Below are 17,652 nucleotides of genomic sequence, written 5' to 3'. Positions count from 1 at the left end.
TACGGTGGCCCCATGACCGCGATCCGCCTGCTCATCGTCGACGACGACCCCCTCGTGCGCGCCGGGCTCACCTTCATGTTCGGCGCCGCCGAGGACATCGAGATCGTCGGCGAGGCCACCGACGGCAGCGAGGTGGCCGACCGGGTGGCCCGGCTGCACCCGGACGTCGTGCTCATGGACCTGCGCATGCCGACCCTCGACGGACTGTCCGCCACCGAGGCGCTGCGGTCCCGCCGGGGCGCGCCCGAGGTGATCGTCCTGACCACGTTCCACGCGGACGAGCAGGTGCTGCGGGCGCTGCGCGCGGGAGCCGCCGGATTCGTCCTCAAGGACACCGCGCCCGGCGAGATCGTCGAATCGGTACGCCGGGTCGCGGCCGGTACCCCGGTCCTCTCGCCGACCGTGACCCGCCAGCTCATCACCAAGGTCACCGACCACGACCCCGCCCTGGACCGGCGGGCCCGCGCACGCACGCGCATGGCCGAACTGGCCGAGCGCGAACGGGAGGTGGCCGTCGAGGTGGGCCGCGGCAGCTCGAACGCCGAGATCGCCGCGGCGCTCTACATGAGCGTCCCCACGGTCAAGGCCCACGTCTCACGCATCATGTCCCGCCTCGACCTCAACAACCGCGTCCAAATCGCCCTGCTGGCCCACGATGCGGGTCTACTGGATCCCCCGGAGAACTCGCGGGCATGAGCGATTGGTTGCCCCAATCAAGCCCCGCCGGCGATTGAGGCGCGGGGTCCGGGGCAGCGCCCCGAGACGTAGGCACGGACGACCGAACGCCCCCGGGCACCGGGAACGCACGACGACCCCCACGAGTTGAACACGCTGGAAGCGAGGGCATCCGATGCCCCCGGGACGGGAGGGCCACCCCATGACCGGCACAGACGAGATCGTCGACCTCGCGGAACTCGCGGGCGGCGCACACCACTTCCACGCGGACCCTTATCCGGTCTACGAGCTTCTGCGCACCCGGGGCCCCGTGCACCACGTCCGAACGCCGGGCCCCGGCCCGTCCGAGGACGTGTGGCTCATCGTCGGACACGAGGCGGCCCGCGCCGCGTTCACCGACCCGCGCCTGGTCAAGAGCCCACCGTGGGGCCTGGAGGACGACCTGATCGGCCGGCATCTCCTGTTCGCCGACCCTCCGGAGCACGGCCGCCTGCGCTCCCTGGTCACAAGAGAGTTCACCCCGCGCCGGGTCGCGGCGCTCGCCCCGCGCATCCAGAAGCTCACGGACGAGCTGCTCGACGACATGGTGCCCCGCGGCGGCGCCGACCTGATCGGCTCCCTCGCCTTCCCGCTCCCCTTCGCGGTGATCTGCGAACTGCTCGGCGTGCCCGACATCGACCGCGAGCGGTTCCGCCGCATGTCGACGCAGGTCGTGGCGCCGACGAGCGAGGAGGAGGCGTACGCGGCCCACACCGAACTGGCAGGATTCCTGGACGAGTTGATCTCGGACAAGAGCCGTACGGCTCCCGCGGACGACCTGCTGAGCGCGCTGATCCGGACCACGGCGGAGGACGGCGACCGCCTCTCGCCCAGCGAACTGCGCGGCATGGCCTTCCTCTTGTTGATCGCCGGCCACGAGACGACCGTGAATCTGATCGGCAACGGCGTCCGCGCCCTCCTCCAGCACCCGGACCAACTCGAAGCACTGCGGGCCGACATGACGCTCCTGGACGGCGCCGTGGAGGAGATGCTGCGCTACGACGGCCCGGTCGAGACCGCCACGCACCGCTTCGCGGCGGAACCGGTGGAGATCGACGGCACGGTGATCCCGGCGGGTGACCCGGTCCTCATCGGCATCGCCACGGCGAGCCGCGACCCGCACCGTTTCCAGGAGCCCGACCGCTTCGACATCCGCCGTGACGCGCGCGGGCATGTCGCGTTCGGCCACGGCATCCACTTCTGCCTGGGCGCTCCGCTTGCCCGGCTGGAGGGGCGGATCGCCGTTCGGTCCCTGTTGGAGCGCTGTCCGGGGCTGGCGCTTGCCGAGGAGCCGGATGCCTGGATGCCGGGCATGCTCATCCGCGGGACGCGGGGGCTGCCGGTGCGTTGGTGATTGCGCGGCGTCGGTGTTGCGGCCTCGGGGCTCTGCCCCGGACCCCGCTGCTCAAGCGCCGCAGGGGCTTGAGTGGCCCGCTCTTCGAGCGTCGGAGGGGCTTGAGTGGGCGCGCCGAAGAAAACCCTTGACACCCTCGCCTCTCCGATCCCATAGTTCTCGCCGCTGAGCGCAACGGCGTTGCGCTCAGCGCACCGAGCAGGGGTACGGAGAGGAGCGAGGCGATGGACCGGCCCGACGATGCGGACGCCCCCGTCCCAGCCGCGCCCGGCGTCCTCCAGGGCGCCGACCGGGCCCTGCTGGCCCTGCTCTCCTTCACGGAGCGGCGCCCGGAGTGGGGCGTGAGCGAGATGGCGCGCCGGCACGGCTGGGACAAGGCCGTCGCCCAGCGCATCCTCACCACGCTCGCCTCCCGCTCCTTCCTCACCTGCGACACCACCACCCGCCGCTACCGGCTCGGCCCGGCCGTCTCCCGGCTCGCACGGGCCGGCGAGCACAGCGGGGTGCTGCCCTCGCTGGTCCGCCCGATCCTCGCCGAGCTGCTGCGCGAGACCGGCGAGAGCGTCGTCCTGAACGTGCCGCAGGGCGCCGGCTACCGCTGCGCCGCGGCCGTCGACGGCACGGGACCCGTCCGCTACACCGCGATCATCGGCGCCGTCATGCCCGGTCACGCGGGCGCCTCGGGCCACGCGATCTTCGCCCACTACCCCGAGGCGGAGCTGCGCCGACTGTTCGGAGCCACCCCGCTCCAGCGCTTCAACGACCACACCGTCACCGATCTCGACACGCTGCTCGGCCTGTACGCGGACGTCCGCGCCCAGGGCCACAGCGTCAGCCACGGCGAGTACGACGAGGCCGTCGCCGCCGTGGCCGCCCCGGTGTTCCAGGCCGGCACCGTCGCCGCCTCGCTCACCGTGATCGGCCCCGCGCACCGCATCACGCGTGCCGCCGACCGCATCACCGAACTCGTCAGGTCCGGAGCCGAGGAGGCCACGGCCGCCTTCGGCTCCTGACCCCACCGGCGGCCCGCCCGCCGGACCACGACAGCTCGTACGACGTGCCCGCACCCGCCGTACGCGGCTCGCCGCTGCCTGCCCACAACCGTCCTGCCGCCCCTTCCAGGGACGGGCCCACCCGCCAAGAGGTGACCCCGTGTCGCACCACAGCTCGCCCTCCTCCACCGCCCCGCCACCAGCCGGCGGGCCGGGACCGGGCACACCGCCGTCCGGCGCAGGCCACCCGCGCGTCCGCGAACCCGTCGTGTTCGTCGTCCTCGCCGTGCTCTCCGTCGTCGGCGCCGTCATCGGCGCGGACCTCGTGGCCAAGCTGGGCATCTCCGCGAACACCTCGGTCGTCGGCGCCCTGATCGCCATGCTGATCGGCCGCATCCCCCTCGCTGGACTGCGCTCGATGCGCTCCGTGCACCGGCAGAACCTGGCCCAGAGCGCGATCTCCGCCGCCACCTTCGCCTCCGCCAACGCCCTGCTCACCTCGATCGCCATCCCGTACGTCTTCGGGCGCAAGGACCTGGTCTGGCCGATGCTCGCCGGTTCCTTCGTGGGGCTGCTCATCGACACCTGGGTCCTGTACCGGTCCTTCGGCTCGCGGCTGCTGCCCGCCGACGGCGCCTGGCCGCCCGGCACCGCCGCCGCGGAGACCATCAAGGCCGGTGACAAGGGCGGCAAGCGCGCCCTCGTGCTCGGCGCGGGCACCGTCGTCGGCGTCGTCGGCACCCTGTTCAGCCTTCCGCTGTCCGCTGCGGGCGTCGCCTTCCTCGGCAACGTATGGGCCCTGGGGATGTTCGGAGTCGGCCTCGGCCTGCGGGAGTTCAGCCCCGACCTGTTCCACACCGACCTCGGCGTGGGCTATGTGCCGCACGGCGTGATGGTCGGCGCGGGCGTCGTCGCGCTCGGTCAGGCGGTGTTCATGCTGATGCGCCGCCGCTCGGCCACCAAGGCCGAGGCCGCGGCCACGGCCGCCGCCACCGAAGCGCCCGCCGACCCCACCACCGCGTACACCGTCGACGAGACGCAGCTGCGCCGCTCCCTGATCCGTGGCTACGCCCTCTTCGTGGCGGGCGCCGTGCTCCTCGCCGTCCTCGGCGGACTGATCGGCGACATGAGTCCGCTCGGCCTGGTCGGCTGGGTCCTCTTCGCCGCGTTCGCCGCCCTCGTGCACGAGCTGATCGTCGGTCTCGCCGCCATGCAGTCCGGCTGGTTCCCGTCCTTCGCCGTCACCCTGATCTTCCTGGTCTTCGGGCTGCTCATCGGCATCCCGTCCGTCCCGCTCGCCCTCCTCGTCGGCTACGTCTCCGCCACCGGACCCGCCTTCGCCGACATGGGCTACGACCTCAAGGCGGGCTGGCTGCTGCGCCGCGACCACCAGCCGTGGGACCCGTTCGAGCGCGAGGGCCGCCGCGAGCAGTTCCGCGCCGCGCTCATCGGCTTCGCCGCCGCCCTCGTCGTCGTGGCCGTGCTCTGGCAGTCGTACTTCAAGCAGGGACTGATCCCGCCCGTCGCCAAGGTCTACGCCGACACCGTCAAGAACGGCCTGGGCGAGCCCGGTGTGCTGCGCACGCTGCTGATCTGGGCGGTCCCCGGCGCCCTCATCCAGCTGATCGGCGGCACCAAGCGGCAGATGGGCGTGATGCTCGCGACCGGTCTGCTGATCCTCACCCCGCACGCCTGCTGGATGGTCCTCGCCGCCCTCGCGGTCCGCGTCGGCTACCGCAAGTGGCGCGGCCCGCGCGCCGACGAGGAGCTGAACCTGGTCGGCGCCGGACTCATCGCGGGCAGCTCCCTGGGCGACTCCGCCCAGATCGTCAAGGCGGGCTGACCACCCGTACCGACCGCCCCCTCAAGCCACCTCTCGTACAAGCACCACCCGCAAGGAGAAGGATTCACCATGGAGATGTTCAGCCGCCTCGAACCCCGGTCCGAGTACCTGAGCTACGAACTCGCCCTCGCCGCCCGCAAGCTGGTCGAGCAGGTCATGCTCGTCAAGCCCGGCGAGCACGTCGTGCTCACCGGCGACACCAGCAGCGACCGGCGCGTCGTCGACGCCACCGCGCAGGCCGTCGCCGCCGCGGGCGCGCACCCCGTCGTCGTCTGGTCCGAGACCATGCCCAGCTCGTCCATGGAGCCGCCGCGCCCCGTCGCGGGCGCCATCGCGGACGCCGACGTATGGATCGAGTTCGCCGTCTCCTACGTCATGCACTCCGACGCCTTCCGCCGCGCCATGGCCAACGGCTGCCGGTACACCAACCTGACCGCCATGGACGTGCACATGCTCGTCGCGACGGTCGGCCGCCCCGACTTCGAGGGCGTCATCAAGCTCGGCAAGGCGCTGGTCCGCCTCCTGGAGCAGGCCGACGAGGTGCGCATCACCTCCGCCAACGGCACCGACATCACGGGCCGCAACGGCGACCGCCCGATCAACCTGCGCGGCAAGCCCGCCGAGAAGCCCGGCGAGACCGTCATGCTCTCCGGCCAGATCTCCTGGAACCCCCTCGAAGAGACCCAGGACGGCGTCCTCGTCTTCGACGGCGCCCTGTGGCCGCCGGACCAGCTGGGCCTGCTCCGCAACCCGGTGCGCTGCACCGTCGAGAAGGGGGCCGTCACGAAGATCGACGGCGAGGGCCAGGACGCCGAGATCTTCCGCCGCTGGATGGAGTCCTGGGACGACCCGAACATGTTCCGTGTCGCCCACTGGTCGCTCGGCTTCAACCCGGGCGTGCCCGCGCCGACCGGCCGCATCGTCGAGGACGAGCGGGTCTTCGGCTGCGTGGAGCTCGGCATCGGCACGAAGGGGGCGTGGATCGGGGGAGAGCCGTGGGTCTCCGCCGCCCACACCGACGGCTCGATCCTCGGCCCGTCGATCTACCTCGACGGCGAGTGCGTCGAGAAGGACGGGGTGTACGTACATCCTGAACTGGTCGAGATCTGCCGTGAGTTGGGTGTGGCCGGGTACTGATCGACTCCGCGGGGCGGTCGGCGGGTCCCACTCGCCGGCCGCCCCGCGGACCCGCCGCCACCCGCACCGGAGCCCCAGGAGCCGACCAGCATGACCACCTACCGCCACAGCGGACTCGTCCTCACGGACCACACCCTCGACGTTCCCCTGGACCACGCCCGCCCGGACGGCGCCCGGATCTCCCTGTTCGCCCGCGAAGTCGTCGCCGAGGGCATGGAGAAGCGTGAACTGCCCCGGCTGCTCTGGCTCCAGGGCGGACCCGGCGGCCGCGCCGAGCGGCCCAACGCGTCCGGCGCCTGGCTGCGGCGCGCCCTGAAGGAGTACCGCGTCGTCCTCCTCGACCAGCGCGGCACCGGCCGCTCCACCCCCGCCGACCGCACCACGCTCGCCGGACACCCGGACCCGGCCGCGTACCTCACCCACTTCCGCGCCGACTCCATCGTGCGCGACGCCGAGTCGCTGCGCCGCCACCTCCAGGGCGACCGCCCCTGGACGGTGCTCGGCCAGAGTTTCGGCGGCTTCAGCACGCTGACGTATCTGAGCCTCGCCCCCGAAGGCCTCGACCGGGCCCTGATCACCGGCGGCCTCCCCACGCTCACCGGCCACGCGGACGACGTCTACCGGGCCGCCTACCGCCGCACGCTCGACGCCAACTCCCGCTACTTCGCGCGCTATCCGCAGGACCAGGCGCTCGCCGAGCGGGTGGCGGACCACCTGACGAAGCACGACGTACGCATGCCGTCGGGGGAGCGTCTTTCGGTGCGGCGCTTCCAGACCCTGGGCATCACCTTCGGCACGTCCTCCGCCTTCGACTCGCTGCACTACCTCCTGGAATGCGCGTTCGTGGCCGGTGCGAACGGCCCCGCCCTGTCGGACCCGTTCCTGCGCGGGGTCGACGCCGTCGTCTCGCTCGCCCCGCGGCCGCTCTACGCGGTCCTGCACGAACCGATCTACGCCCAGGGCGGCCGCGCCACCGACTGGTCGGCCCACCGGATCCGGGAGGAGTTCCCGGAGTTCGACGCGGAGGGCCGGGGCCCGCTGCGCCTCACCGGCGAGATGATGTACCCGTGGCTGTTCGACGAGGACCCGGCGCTTGTCCCGCTCAAGGCCACGGCCGAGGCGCTCGCCCGCCGCACGGACTGGCCCGCGCTGTACGACCTCGACCGGCTCGCGGCCAACGAGGTCCCGGTGGCCGCGGCCGTCTACCACGACGACATGTTCGTCGACCGTGAGCAGTCGCTGGAGACGGCGTCGCTCGTGCGCGGCCTGCGCCCCTGGGTCTCCGACCAGCACCTGCACGACGGCGTCAAGGCGGACCCCGCGGTCCTGGACCGACTCCTCACGTCGTCGTCGTAGCGGCCCGCCGGTTCCGCCCCGGCCGGCTCCGGCGGCTCAGCCCCCTCAGCCCCCGTCGATCTCGGCCAGGCGCACCATCCGCCGCTCCGCCCGCGACAGTTCGCACGCCTCCGCGATGCGCAGGGCCCGCAGAGCCTCCCAGCCGTCGCACGGGTTGGGGCGTTCGCCCCGCACCACGTCCACGAAGGCCTTCAGTTCGGCCTCGTACGCGGGGGCGAAGCGTTCGAGGAACCCGGGCCAGGGCTTGGTGGCGGCGGGCGGGCCCTCGGGTTCCGTGGAGGTGACCGGGGTGCGGTCGTCCAGGCCCACGACGACGGTGTCCCGCTCGCCGGACAGCTCCATGCGCACGTCGTAGCCCGCGCCGTTGCACCGCGTGGAGGTGGCGGTGGCCAGCGTGCCGTCGTCCAGGGTGAGGAGCGCCGCCGCGGTGTCCACGTCGCCCGCCTCCCGGAACATGGCGGGCCCGGCGTCGGACCCGGCCGCGTACACCTCGACGACCTCGCGCCCGGTCACCCAGCGCAGCATGTCGAAGTCGTGGATGAGGCAGTCCCGGTAGAGGCCGCCGGAGAGCGGAAGGTACGCGGCCGGTGGCGGCGCCGGGTCGGAGGTCGTCGCCCGCACCGTGTGCAGCCGGCCGAGCGCCCCTTCCCGTACGGCGGTCCGCGCGGCCGTGTACCCGGTGTCGAAGCGGCGCTGGAAGCCGAGCTGCAGCACCGTGCCCGCCGCGTCGACCTCCGCGAGCGCGGCCAGCGTGCCCGGCAGGTCGAGCGCGATCGGCTTCTCGCAGAACACCGGGAGCCCGGCCCGCGCCGCCCGCCCGATCAGCTCGGCGTGCGCCGCGGTCGCCGCCGTGATGACGAGCGCGTCCACGCCCCACGTGAAGATCTCGTCGACGCTGGGCGCCGCCGTCGCCCCGATCCGGTCCGCGAGCGCGGCCGCCCGCGCGGGGTCGGCGTCGGTGACGACCAGCGAGCCGACCTCCCGGTACCGCTCCAGTACGCCCGCGTGAAAGGTGCCGATGCGGCCCGTTCCGATGAGTCCGATGCGCATGGTGCCCCACGGTGCCGGGCCACGGGGTGGGTGTCAATCATTTGTCCTGACAAAGCCCGTGGGTGTCACGTTGTGGGGCTCTGCCCCGGACAGGGGCTTCAATCTGGCTTCAATGTGGCTGCGGTGTGGCTGCGGTCCATGTCCGGACAACCGGACCTCCGGACTTCCCGTCAACATCTCACCCCGATACCCTCGCCCCGTGGCCAAACCCCCAGCTGACCCCACCGTCGACCTCGGCCTCAGCGTCGACCGCAGCAGCCCGGTCCCGCTCTACTTCCAGCTGTCCCAGCAGCTGGAGGCGGCGATCGAGCGCGGCGCCCTGACCCCCGGCAGCCTGCTCGGCAACGAGATCGAGCTGGCGGGCCGCCTCGGCCTGTCCCGGCCCACCGTCCGCCAGGCGATCCAGTCCCTCGTCGACAAGGGGCTGCTCGTGCGCCGCCGCGGCGTCGGCACCCAGGTCGTGCACAGTCAGGTCAAGCGCCCCCTCGAACTGTCCAGCCTGTACGACGACCTGGAGGCGGCGGGCCAGCGCCCCGAGACCCGCGTCCTCGCCAACACGCTCGTGCCGGCCTCCGCCGAGGTGGCCGCCGCGCTCGGCGTCGCGGAGGGCGAGGAGGTGCACCGCGTCGAGCGGCTGCGGCTCGCGCACGGCGAACCCGTCGCACACCTCTGCAACCACCTGCCCACCGGGCTGCTCGCCCTGGCGGACGAGCGACTCGCCGCGACCGGCCTCTACCGGCTGATGCGGGCCGCGGGCATCACGCTGCACAGCGCCCGCCAGTCCGTCGGCGCCCGCGCCGCCACTGCCGTCGAGGCCGAGCGGCTCGGCGAGCGGGAGGGTGCGCCGCTGCTCACGATGGCGCGAACGACGTACGACGACACGGGCCGCCCGGTCGAGTTCGGCTCGCACACCTACCGGGCCTCGCGCTACTCCTTCGAGTTCCAACTCCTCGTACGTTCCTGAGAGTCGCGTGTCCCAAAGGGCATGGTGCGCGGTCCGAATGTTCTGACATTCTCATTGACGCTGCGACGGGGACCCCGCTACAAACACCTCCAGCCGCACCGGGCGGCCCGAGGAGAGGTGGCTCCACCATGCTCACGACGCGCACAGCCCGCACGGCCGCGGCACTGGTCGCAGTGATCGCGCTCGCCGCCGGATGCAGCGACTCGGGCGGCAAGGAGTCCGAGGAGACGTCCGACGGCGGGCGAGGCGGCGGCAAGGCCGTCAACACGCCCCGCATGAAGATCGCGCTGATCTCGCACTCCGGCGAGGGAGACACCTTCTGGGACATCGTCCGCAAGGGTGCCCAGCAGGCCGCCGACAAGGACAACGTGCAGTTCCTCTACTCCAACGACAAGGAGGCCAAGGGGCAGGCCGAGCTGGTGCAGGCCGCGATCGACAAGAAGGTCGACGGGATCGTCGTCACGCTCGCGAAACCGCAGGCCATGCAGCCCGTGCTCGCGAAGGCGAAGGCCGCGGGCATCCCGTTCGTCTCGATCAACTCGGGCTCGGAGTTCTCGCGGAAGTTCGGTGCGCTCAGTCACATCGGCCAGGAGGAGGCCGTGGCGGGCGAGGCCGTCGGCACCGAGCTCACCGAGGAGAGCCGCAAGGACGTCCTGTGCGTCATCCACGAGCAGGGCAACGTCTCCCTGGAGGAGCGCTGCGACGGCGTCCGCGAGACCTTCAAGGGCAAGGTCGAGAACCTGAACGTGGAGGGCACGAACGCCCCCTCCGCCCAGTCCTCCATCGAGGCGAAGCTCCAGGCGGACAAGAAGATCGACGCGGTCGTCGCGCTCGGCGCCCCCATCGCGGCGCTCGTCGTGAAGGCCAAGGACGACGCGGGCAGCAAGGCGGCGATCGCCACGTTCGACCTGAACGCCGAGGTCGTACGCAGGCTGAAGGCGAAGGAGGTCACGTTCGCCGTCGATCAGCAGCCCTACCTCCAGGGCTATCTGGCGGTGGACGAACTGTGGCTCCACCAGACGAACGCGAACGTGCTCGGCGGCGGAAGGCCGGTCTTCACGGGCCCGGCGATCGTCACCGAGAAGGACGTGCCGCGGCTGGAGAAGTACACCGCGCGCGGTACCCGGTGAATGGATGCATGATCCCCGTGACCCATACTTGTGCGTTTGGGACCGGAATGGGGTCCTCTAGGACCGGTGTACGGTCCACCGTGATCGGTCCGCCGATCCCGGTCGATGACGCAGCAGACCAAGAAGGGCACGGCCTCGTGGCACGGTTTCGGACCTGGGTGAGCATCGCGATCGCGGGAGCCCTGGGCCTCTCGCTCGCCGGATGCAGCAGCACCGGCGGCAAGCGGGCGGAGGACGCCAGGAAGTCGCAGGCCGCACAGGGCAGGGCGGCGGTGGACACACCTCGCTGGACCTTCGCGATGATCACCCATTCGGGCGATGGCGACACCTTCTGGGACATCGTGCAGAACGGTGCCAAGCAGGCGGCCACCAAGGACAACATCAACTTCCTCTACTCGCACAACGAGGAGGCGAACCAGCAGGCGCAGCTCGTCGACGCCGCGATCGACAAGAAGGTCGACGGGATCGTCGTCACGCTCGCCAAGCCGGACGCGATGAAGTCCGCCCTGGCACGCGCCGAGAAGGCCGGCATCCCGGTCATCACGGTGAACTCGGGCTCCGAGATCTACAAGAAGTACGGCGCGATCAGCCACATCGGCCAGGACGAGACCATCGCCGGCGAGGCCGTCGGCAGGGAACTCAACAAGCGCGGCAAGAAGAAGGCCCTGTGCATCCTGCACGAGCAGGGCAATGTCGGCCACGAGCAGCGCTGCGCGGGCGCCAAGAAGACCTTCGACGGCAAGATGACGAACCTGTACGTGGAGGGCACCAACATGCCCGACGTGCAGTCCTCCGTGGAGGCCAAGCTGCAGTCCGACAAGTCCATCGACTCGGTCGTCACGCTGGGCGCGCCGTTCGCCGCCACCGCCGTGAAGGCCAAGGAGGACGCGGGCAGCAAGGCGGAGATCGACACCTTCGACCTCAACGACAAGGTCGCCCAGGGGCTCAAGGACGGCGACCTCGGCTTCGCCGTCGACCAGCAGCCGTACCTCCAGGGCTACGAGGCCGTGGACCTGCTCTGGCTCTACCGGTACAACGCCAACGTGCTCGGCGGTGGACAGCCCGTCCTGACCGGCCCCGAGATCGTCACCAAGGACCAGGCCGCCAAGCTCCAGGAGTACGCGAAGCGGGGGACCCGATGAGCAGCGCGACGACCACCCCGGAAAAGGTCGACGAACGGCTCGTCAGGACCTCGCCCTGGAAGAAGCTGCTCGGCCGCCCCGAGCTGGGCTCGGTCATCGGCGCCGTCGCCGTCTTCGTCTTCTTCGTGATCTTCGCGGACAGCTTCCTGCGGGCGACCAGCCTCGCGACCGTCCTGTACGCGTCCTCGACCCTCGGCATCATGGCCGTGCCGGTGGCGCTGCTGATGATCGGCGGCGAGTTCGACCTGTCGGCGGGTGTCCTGGTCACGTCCTCGGCGCTGATCTCGTCGATGTTCAGCTACCAGATGACGGCGAACGCCTGGGTGGGCGTCGGGGTCTCGCTCCTCGTCACCCTCGCCATCGGCGTCTTCAACGGCGTCATGCTGACCCGCACCAGACTCCCCAGCTTCATCATCACGCTCGGCACGTTCCTGATGCTGACGGGCATGAACCTGGGCTTCACGAAGCTGATCAGCGGCACCGTCTCCACGAAGTCGATCGCCGACATGGAGGGCTTCGACTCGGCCAAGTCGGTCTTCGCCTCGACGTTCAGCATCGGCGGCGTCGACTTCAAGATCACGATCGTCTGGTGGCTCGCCCTCGTCCTGGTGGCGACCTGGATCCTGCTCCGTACCCGCGTCGGCAACTGGATCTTCGCGGTCGGCGGCGACCTGGGCGCGGCCCGCGCGGTCGGCGTCCCGGTCAACAAGACGAAGATCGGCCTCTACATGGGCGTCGCCTTCGGCGGCTGGATCTCCGGCCAGCACCTCCTCTTCAGCTACGACGTCGTGCAGTCCGGCGAGGGTGTCGGCAACGAGCTGATCTACATCGTCGCGGCCGTCATCGGCGGCTGCCTGATCACCGGCGGCTACGGTTCGGCGGTCGGTGCGGCCATCGGCGCGCTGATCTTCGGCATGACCAGCAAGGGCATCGTGTTCGCCGAGTGGAACTCGGACTGGTTCAAGTTCTTCCTGGGGGCGATGCTGCTCCTCGCGGTCCTGCTCAACGAATGGGTCCGCAAGCGCGCGGAGGCGAGCAAATGACGACGACGGACACGACGACGGCCGCGCGGACGCCGCTGGTGGAGCTGGACGGCGTCAGCAAGTACTACGGCAACATCCGCGCCCTCGACGACGTCTCGCTCGTCGTGAACGCGGGGGAGATCTCCTGCGTCCTCGGCGACAACGGCGCGGGCAAGTCGACCCTCATCAAGATCATCGCGGGTCTGCACCAGCACGACGGCGGCCGGTTCGCGATCGAGGGCGAGGAGGCGCGCCTGGCCAACCCGCGCGACGCCCTGAACCGGGGCATCGCCACGGTCTACCAGGACCTCGCCGTGGTCCCGCTGATGCCGGTGTGGCGCAACTTCTTCCTCGGCTCCGAGCCCACGAAGGGCGCGGGTCCTTTCAAGCGCCTGGACGTCGAGTTCATGCGGCGCACGACGCACGAGGAACTGGCCCGCATGGGCATCGACCTGCGCGACGTCGACCAGCCGATCGGCACGCTGTCCGGCGGTGAGCGCCAGTGCGTCGCCATCGCCCGCGCCGTCTACTTCGGCGCGAAGGTCCTCGTCCTCGACGAGCCGACGGCCGCGCTCGGCGTCAAGCAGTCCGGCGTCGTCCTCAAGTACGTCGCGGCGGCTCGTGACGCGGGTCTCAGCGTGGTCCTGATCACCCACAACCCGCACCACGCGTACCTTGTGGGCGACCGGTTCGTGCTGCTCAAGCGCGGTGCGATGTTCGGCAGCCACGCGCGGGACGAGATCACGCTCGACGAGCTGACCCGGCAGATGGCGGGCGGCACGGAACTGGACGACCTCCGCCACGAACTGGAGCGCGCGCCGGTCCCCACACATCTGGGCGGCCATACGCCCGACGGCGCTGAGAAGTAGCGGCCTGCGTTACGTTCCCCGCGCCCCCAAAGGGGCGCGGGGAACTGCGCACGCTCACCACGGGCGGCCGGAACAGGGGCTCTCCGCCCGCCCCGGCGCGGCGTAAAAACCCGGTATGCGGCGGAGCCGTCTCGTGAGGCAGAATCGCCGCAATGAGCACCTACCGCGACCTCGCCCACCGTGGCAGCGCACGGGCCACCGTCCTGAGGACGGTCGGCACCCGCGAGCGCCGCTCGCACACGACGGCCCCGCGTGTCCCCACCGTCGGCATCGACATCGGCGGCACGAAGGTGATGGCCGGCGTGGTCGACGCGGACGGCACGATCCTGGAGACGCTCCGCACGGAGACCCCGGACAAGTCCAAGAGCCCCAAGGTGGTCGAGGACACGATCACGGAGCTGGTGCTCGACCTCTCCGACCGGCACGACGTGCACGCGGTGGGCATCGGCGCGGCCGGCTGGGTGGACGCGGACCGCAACCGCGTCCTGTTCGCGCCCCACCTGTCCTGGCGCAACGAACCCCTCAGAGACCGCCTCGCGGGCCGCCTCGCGGTCCCCGTGCTCGTCGACAACGACGCCAACACCGCCGCCTGGGCGGAGTGGCGCTTCGGTGCAGGGCGCGGCGAGGACCACCTGGTGATGATCACGCTCGGCACCGGGATCGGCGGCGCGATCCTGGAGGACGGCCAGGTCAAGCGCGGCAAGTTCGGCGTGGCCGGCGAGTTCGGCCACATGCAGGTCGTCCCCGGAGGGCACCGCTGCCCGTGCGGCAACCGCGGCTGCTGGGAGCAGTACAGCTCCGGCAACGCCCTGGTGCGCGAGGCCCGCGAGCTGGCGGCGGCCGACTCCCCGGTCGCGTACAACATCATCGAGCGGGTCCAGGGGAGCATCCCCGACATCACCGGACCGCTCATCACCGAGCTGGCCCGCGAGGGCGACGCCATGTGCGTCGAACTGCTGCAGGACATCGGCCAGTGGCTGGGTGTCGGCATAGCGAACCTCGCGGCCGCCCTCGACCCGTCGTGCTTCGTCATCGGCGGGGGAGTGAGCGCCGCCGACGACCTGCTGATCGCCCCCGCACGGGACGCGTTCAAGCGGCAGCTCACCGGCCGCGGCTACCGCCCCGAGGCCCGTATCGCCCGCGCCCAGCTCGGCCCCGAGGCCGGCATGGTCGGCGCCGCGGACCTGGCCCGCCTCGTCGCCCGCCGCTTCCGCCGCGCCAAGCGCCGCCGCGTGGAGCGCCACGAGCGGTACGAGCGCTACGCCCGCACGCGCGGTACGACAGGCTCGTCCCTGGACGGCGCGGACCAGGCGTAGCCGGTGCCAGCGCCCCAGCCGACGCCCGAGACAGTGACAGGAAAGCCAGCCATGACCGTGCCCCGACAGCCCCCGCCCGCGGAGGAAGAGCCGCGAACGGCGGAGGACCGCGGCCATGTGATCCGCCGCCGCACCCTCACGCTCCTGATCATCGTGCTGCTCATCGGCATCCCCGCGGGCTACCTGGTGATCTCCGCGAACCAGAGCCGGGACAGCGGCAAGGACAAGGAGGCGAAGTACTCGGCGACCGGCCTCACCGTCGGCTGGCCGTCCAAGGTGCAGCGCCGCCTCTACCAGATCCCGATCCCGCCGCACTCGCGCAACGTCGCGTACTACGAGACGAACAACTACAAGGTGAGCCGCCTGTACGCGCAGTTCCTCACCAGCAACAGCGGGCTCGACCAGTTCCTGGAGGACGTCGACGCCGGCTACTCGGTCGGCGATCTGGCGACGGACGACTTCGCGATCAGCGCCCGCGACCGGAAGATCGCGGGCTGGGACTTCACGGGCCCCGGCCCCTGGTACGGCCTCACCCACACCCAGGACGACCCGTCGCCGACCCAGACCGTGGTGGTGAACCGCTCCAACCCCGACCACCCCATGGTCTACGTGGTGTCGGCGACGCACCCCTGACCGGCGCCCCTGCACCCGGCACCCGTAAGGTCCGCCCTTCACGCCGCCGCCACGCCCGGCCCACACGGAGAACCCGGAGTGAACACGTGACGTCCACTTCGGGGACCCGCCACCACATCGCTCAGGCGGACTGGCTAGCGTGGCGGTGTGAGTGACACGAAGACCCCGCGCCTGCAGTACCGATTCGACGGCCGTGACGACGACTCCGCTCCGGTGCTCATCCTCGGCCCTTCGCTCGGCACGACGTGGCACATGTGGGACCGGCAGGTGCCCGAGCTGGCCAAGCACTGGCGGGTGTTCCGCTTCGACCTGCCCGGCCACGGCGGTTCCCCCGCCCACCCGGCGGGTTCCGCCGAGGAGCTCGCGGACCGGCTGCTCGCCACGCTCGACGAGCTGGGCATCCAGCGCTTCGGCTACGCGGGCTGCTCGCTGGGCGGCGCGGTCGGCATGGAGCTGGCGCTGCGGCACCCGGAGCGCGTCGCGTCGCTCGCGCTGATCGCCGCCTCGCCGCGGTTCGGCACGGCCGACGAGTTCCGCCAGCGCGGCGTCATCGTGCGCAGCAACGGCCTGGACCCCATCGCCCGTACGTCCCCCGAGCGCTGGTTCACGCCGGGCTTCGCGTCCGCGCAGCCCGCGATCACGGACTGGGCCGTGCAGATGGTCCGCACGACGGACCCCGGCTGCTACATCGCCTCGTGCGAGGCGCTCGCCGCCTTCGACGTGCGCGAGGAGCTCGGCGACATCGGTGTGCCGACGCTCGTCCTCGTCGGCTCGGAGGACCAGGTCACGGGCCCCGCCGAGGCCCGCACCCTGGTCGCCGGCATACCGGACGCCCGGCTCGCGGTGGTGCCGGGCGCCTCCCACCTGGCCCCGGTCGAACAGCCGGCCGCCGTCACCGACCTGCTCGTACGGCACTTCACCTCGGCCTGGCCCGCCGCTCACGAGAAGACCGGGCAGACCGCCATCCAGGCCGCGCCGGTCAAGCCGGTCATCGCGCCTCCGCCCCCGTCGGCCCCGCCGCGCGCGGAGATAGCGGCCGCGCAGCAGCCGGAGGCGGCGACCCGGCCCGACCCGCACGACACGGGCCTCAAGACGCGCCGCGAGGTCCTCGGCGACGCCCACGTGGACCGGGCCCTGGCCACGGCCGACGACTTCTCAGGCGACTTCCAGGAGTTCCTCACCCGCTACGCGTGGGGCGAGGTGTGGTCCCGCCCGGGGCTCGACCGCCGTACGCGCTCCTCGGTGACGCTCGCGACCCTGATCGCGGGCGGCCACCTCGAAGAGCTGGCGTTCCACACCCGCGCGGCGCTGCGCAACGGCCTCACGGCCGCCGAGATCAAGGAGATCCTGCTGCAGACCGCCGTCTACTGCGGCGTGCCGGCCGCGAACTCGGCGTTCAAGGTGGCCCAGCAGGTGATCCGCGAGGAGACCACACCCCAGGAGTGAGGCGCGGGGCGTGAAAGCGAGCGGGAGCGGGAGCAGGATGGGACGTATGAAGCTGACGAAGAAGACCCACGCCTGCGTCCGGCTGCAGAAGGACGGGCAGACGCTCGTCATCGACCCGGGCGGCTTCTCCGAGGAGGACGCGGCCGTCGGCGCCGACGCGATCCTCGTGACGCACGAGCACCCCGACCACTTCAACGAGGAACGACTGCGCGCCGGGCTGGAGGCCAATCCCGGCGCACAGATCTGGACGTTGAAGTCGGTCGCGGAGCGGCTCTCCGCGGCGTTCCCCGGCCGCGTCCACACGGTGGGCCACGGCGACACGTTCACGGCCGCCGGGTTCGACGTCCAGGTCCACGGCGAGCTGCACGCCGTGATCCACCCGGACATCCCGCGCATCACGAACGTCGGCTATCTCGTCGACGGCGGCACGGTCTTCCACCCCGGCGACGCCCTCACCGTCCCCGACCGCCCGGTCGAGACGCTGATGCTCCCCGTCATGGCGCCCTGGAACAAGATCGCCGAAGTGATCGACTACGTACGCGAGGTCAAGCCGCGCCGCGCCTACGACATCCACGACGCGCTGCTCACGGACCTCGCCCGGCCGATCTACGACAACCAGATCGGCTCGCTCGGCGGCACGGAGCACCTGCGCCTCACCCCCGGGGACTCGGCGCAGGTCTGACG

Annotated in this window: 16 protein-coding genes; 15 read left to right on the top strand and 1 reads right to left on the bottom strand. The window is 71.5% G+C overall.

Annotated elements, in window-relative coordinates; all coding sequences use genetic code 11:
* Window positions 1-12 precede the first annotated feature (12 nt).
* From ACY34M_RS10825 to ACY34M_RS10800, 6 genes are all read left to right on the top strand, one after another.
* Window positions 13-696 carry a response regulator transcription factor gene (locus ACY34M_RS10825; protein WP_462719398.1) on the top strand — a complete coding sequence of 228 codons (684 nt, stop codon included), beginning with the start codon at window positions 13-15 and terminating at the stop codon, window positions 694-696.
* 181 nt (window positions 697-877) lie between these two features.
* Window positions 878-2,068, top strand: coding sequence for a cytochrome P450 family protein (locus ACY34M_RS10820; RefSeq protein ID WP_462719397.1), 1,191 nt, complete (start codon window positions 878-880; stop codon window positions 2,066-2,068).
* A 224-nt stretch (window positions 2,069-2,292) separates the two neighbouring features.
* Window positions 2,293-3,081, top strand: a complete 789-nt coding sequence (locus ACY34M_RS10815; protein WP_462719396.1) for an IclR family transcriptional regulator — start codon at window positions 2,293-2,295, stop codon at window positions 3,079-3,081.
* A gap of 139 nt (window positions 3,082-3,220) precedes the next feature.
* The gene (locus tag ACY34M_RS10810) at window positions 3,221-4,903 is read left to right on the top strand and encodes an OPT/YSL family transporter (RefSeq protein WP_462719395.1); all 1,683 of its coding nucleotides are present in this window, start codon (window positions 3,221-3,223) and stop codon (window positions 4,901-4,903) included.
* 69 nt (window positions 4,904-4,972) lie between these two features.
* Window positions 4,973-6,040, top strand: coding sequence for a M29 family metallopeptidase (locus ACY34M_RS10805; protein ID WP_462719394.1), 1,068 nt, complete (start codon window positions 4,973-4,975; stop codon window positions 6,038-6,040).
* Between the two features lie 90 nt (window positions 6,041-6,130).
* Window positions 6,131-7,396, top strand: a complete 1,266-nt coding sequence (locus ACY34M_RS10800; RefSeq protein ID WP_462719393.1) for an alpha/beta fold hydrolase — start codon at window positions 6,131-6,133, stop codon at window positions 7,394-7,396.
* Between the two features lie 45 nt (window positions 7,397-7,441).
* Here ACY34M_RS10800 and ACY34M_RS10795 read toward each other — a convergent pair whose 3' ends face one another.
* The gene (locus ACY34M_RS10795) at window positions 7,442-8,446 is read right to left on the bottom strand and encodes a Gfo/Idh/MocA family protein (RefSeq protein WP_462719392.1); all 1,005 of its coding nucleotides are present in this window, start codon (window positions 8,444-8,446) and stop codon (window positions 7,442-7,444) included.
* A 199-nt stretch (window positions 8,447-8,645) separates the two neighbouring features.
* Between ACY34M_RS10795 and ACY34M_RS10790 the strand changes: the two genes are divergently transcribed.
* From ACY34M_RS10790 to ACY34M_RS10750, 9 genes are all read left to right on the top strand, one after another.
* On the top strand, window positions 8,646-9,410 hold the full coding sequence (locus ACY34M_RS10790; protein ID WP_462719391.1) for a GntR family transcriptional regulator: 765 nt from the start codon (window positions 8,646-8,648) through the stop codon (window positions 9,408-9,410).
* 128 nt (window positions 9,411-9,538) lie between these two features.
* Window positions 9,539-10,540 carry a sugar ABC transporter substrate-binding protein gene (locus tag ACY34M_RS10785; protein WP_462719390.1) on the top strand — a complete coding sequence of 334 codons (1,002 nt, stop codon included), beginning with the start codon at window positions 9,539-9,541 and terminating at the stop codon, window positions 10,538-10,540.
* 137 nt (window positions 10,541-10,677) lie between these two features.
* Window positions 10,678-11,682, top strand: a complete 1,005-nt coding sequence (locus ACY34M_RS10780; protein ID WP_462719389.1) for a sugar ABC transporter substrate-binding protein — start codon at window positions 10,678-10,680, stop codon at window positions 11,680-11,682.
* Window positions 11,679-12,725, top strand: a complete 1,047-nt coding sequence (locus ACY34M_RS10775; RefSeq protein ID WP_462719388.1) for an ABC transporter permease — start codon at window positions 11,679-11,681, stop codon at window positions 12,723-12,725. Before ACY34M_RS10780 ends, ACY34M_RS10775 begins: the two co-directional genes overlap by 4 nt.
* The gene (locus ACY34M_RS10770) at window positions 12,722-13,573 is read left to right on the top strand and encodes an ATP-binding cassette domain-containing protein (RefSeq protein ID WP_462719387.1); all 852 of its coding nucleotides are present in this window, start codon (window positions 12,722-12,724) and stop codon (window positions 13,571-13,573) included. The genes ACY34M_RS10775 and ACY34M_RS10770 overlap by 4 nt, the downstream gene beginning before the upstream one ends.
* A gap of 152 nt (window positions 13,574-13,725) precedes the next feature.
* Window positions 13,726-14,889: an ROK family glucokinase gene (locus ACY34M_RS10765; RefSeq protein ID WP_462719386.1), complete on the top strand. Its 1,164-nt coding sequence runs from the start codon at window positions 13,726-13,728 to the stop codon at window positions 14,887-14,889.
* A 51-nt stretch (window positions 14,890-14,940) separates the two neighbouring features.
* Complete coding sequence (locus ACY34M_RS10760) at window positions 14,941-15,522, top strand: sugar kinase (RefSeq protein WP_462719385.1); 582 nt, start codon at window positions 14,941-14,943, stop codon at window positions 15,520-15,522.
* A 147-nt stretch (window positions 15,523-15,669) separates the two neighbouring features.
* Window positions 15,670-16,968: a bifunctional 3-oxoadipate enol-lactonase/4-carboxymuconolactone decarboxylase PcaDC gene (gene pcaDC / locus ACY34M_RS10755; protein ID WP_462719384.1), complete on the top strand. Its 1,299-nt coding sequence runs from the start codon at window positions 15,670-15,672 to the stop codon at window positions 16,966-16,968.
* 46 nt (window positions 16,969-17,014) lie between these two features.
* Window positions 17,015-17,650 carry an MBL fold metallo-hydrolase gene (locus ACY34M_RS10750; RefSeq protein ID WP_462719383.1) on the top strand — a complete coding sequence of 212 codons (636 nt, stop codon included), beginning with the start codon at window positions 17,015-17,017 and terminating at the stop codon, window positions 17,648-17,650.
* Window positions 17,651-17,652 lie beyond the last annotated feature (2 nt).

This window comes from Streptomyces sp. EDA2-14 (assembly GCF_054963755.1).
Note: the sequence above shows the minus strand (reverse complement) of the source record. Positions and strands in the feature narration are given on the sequence as shown.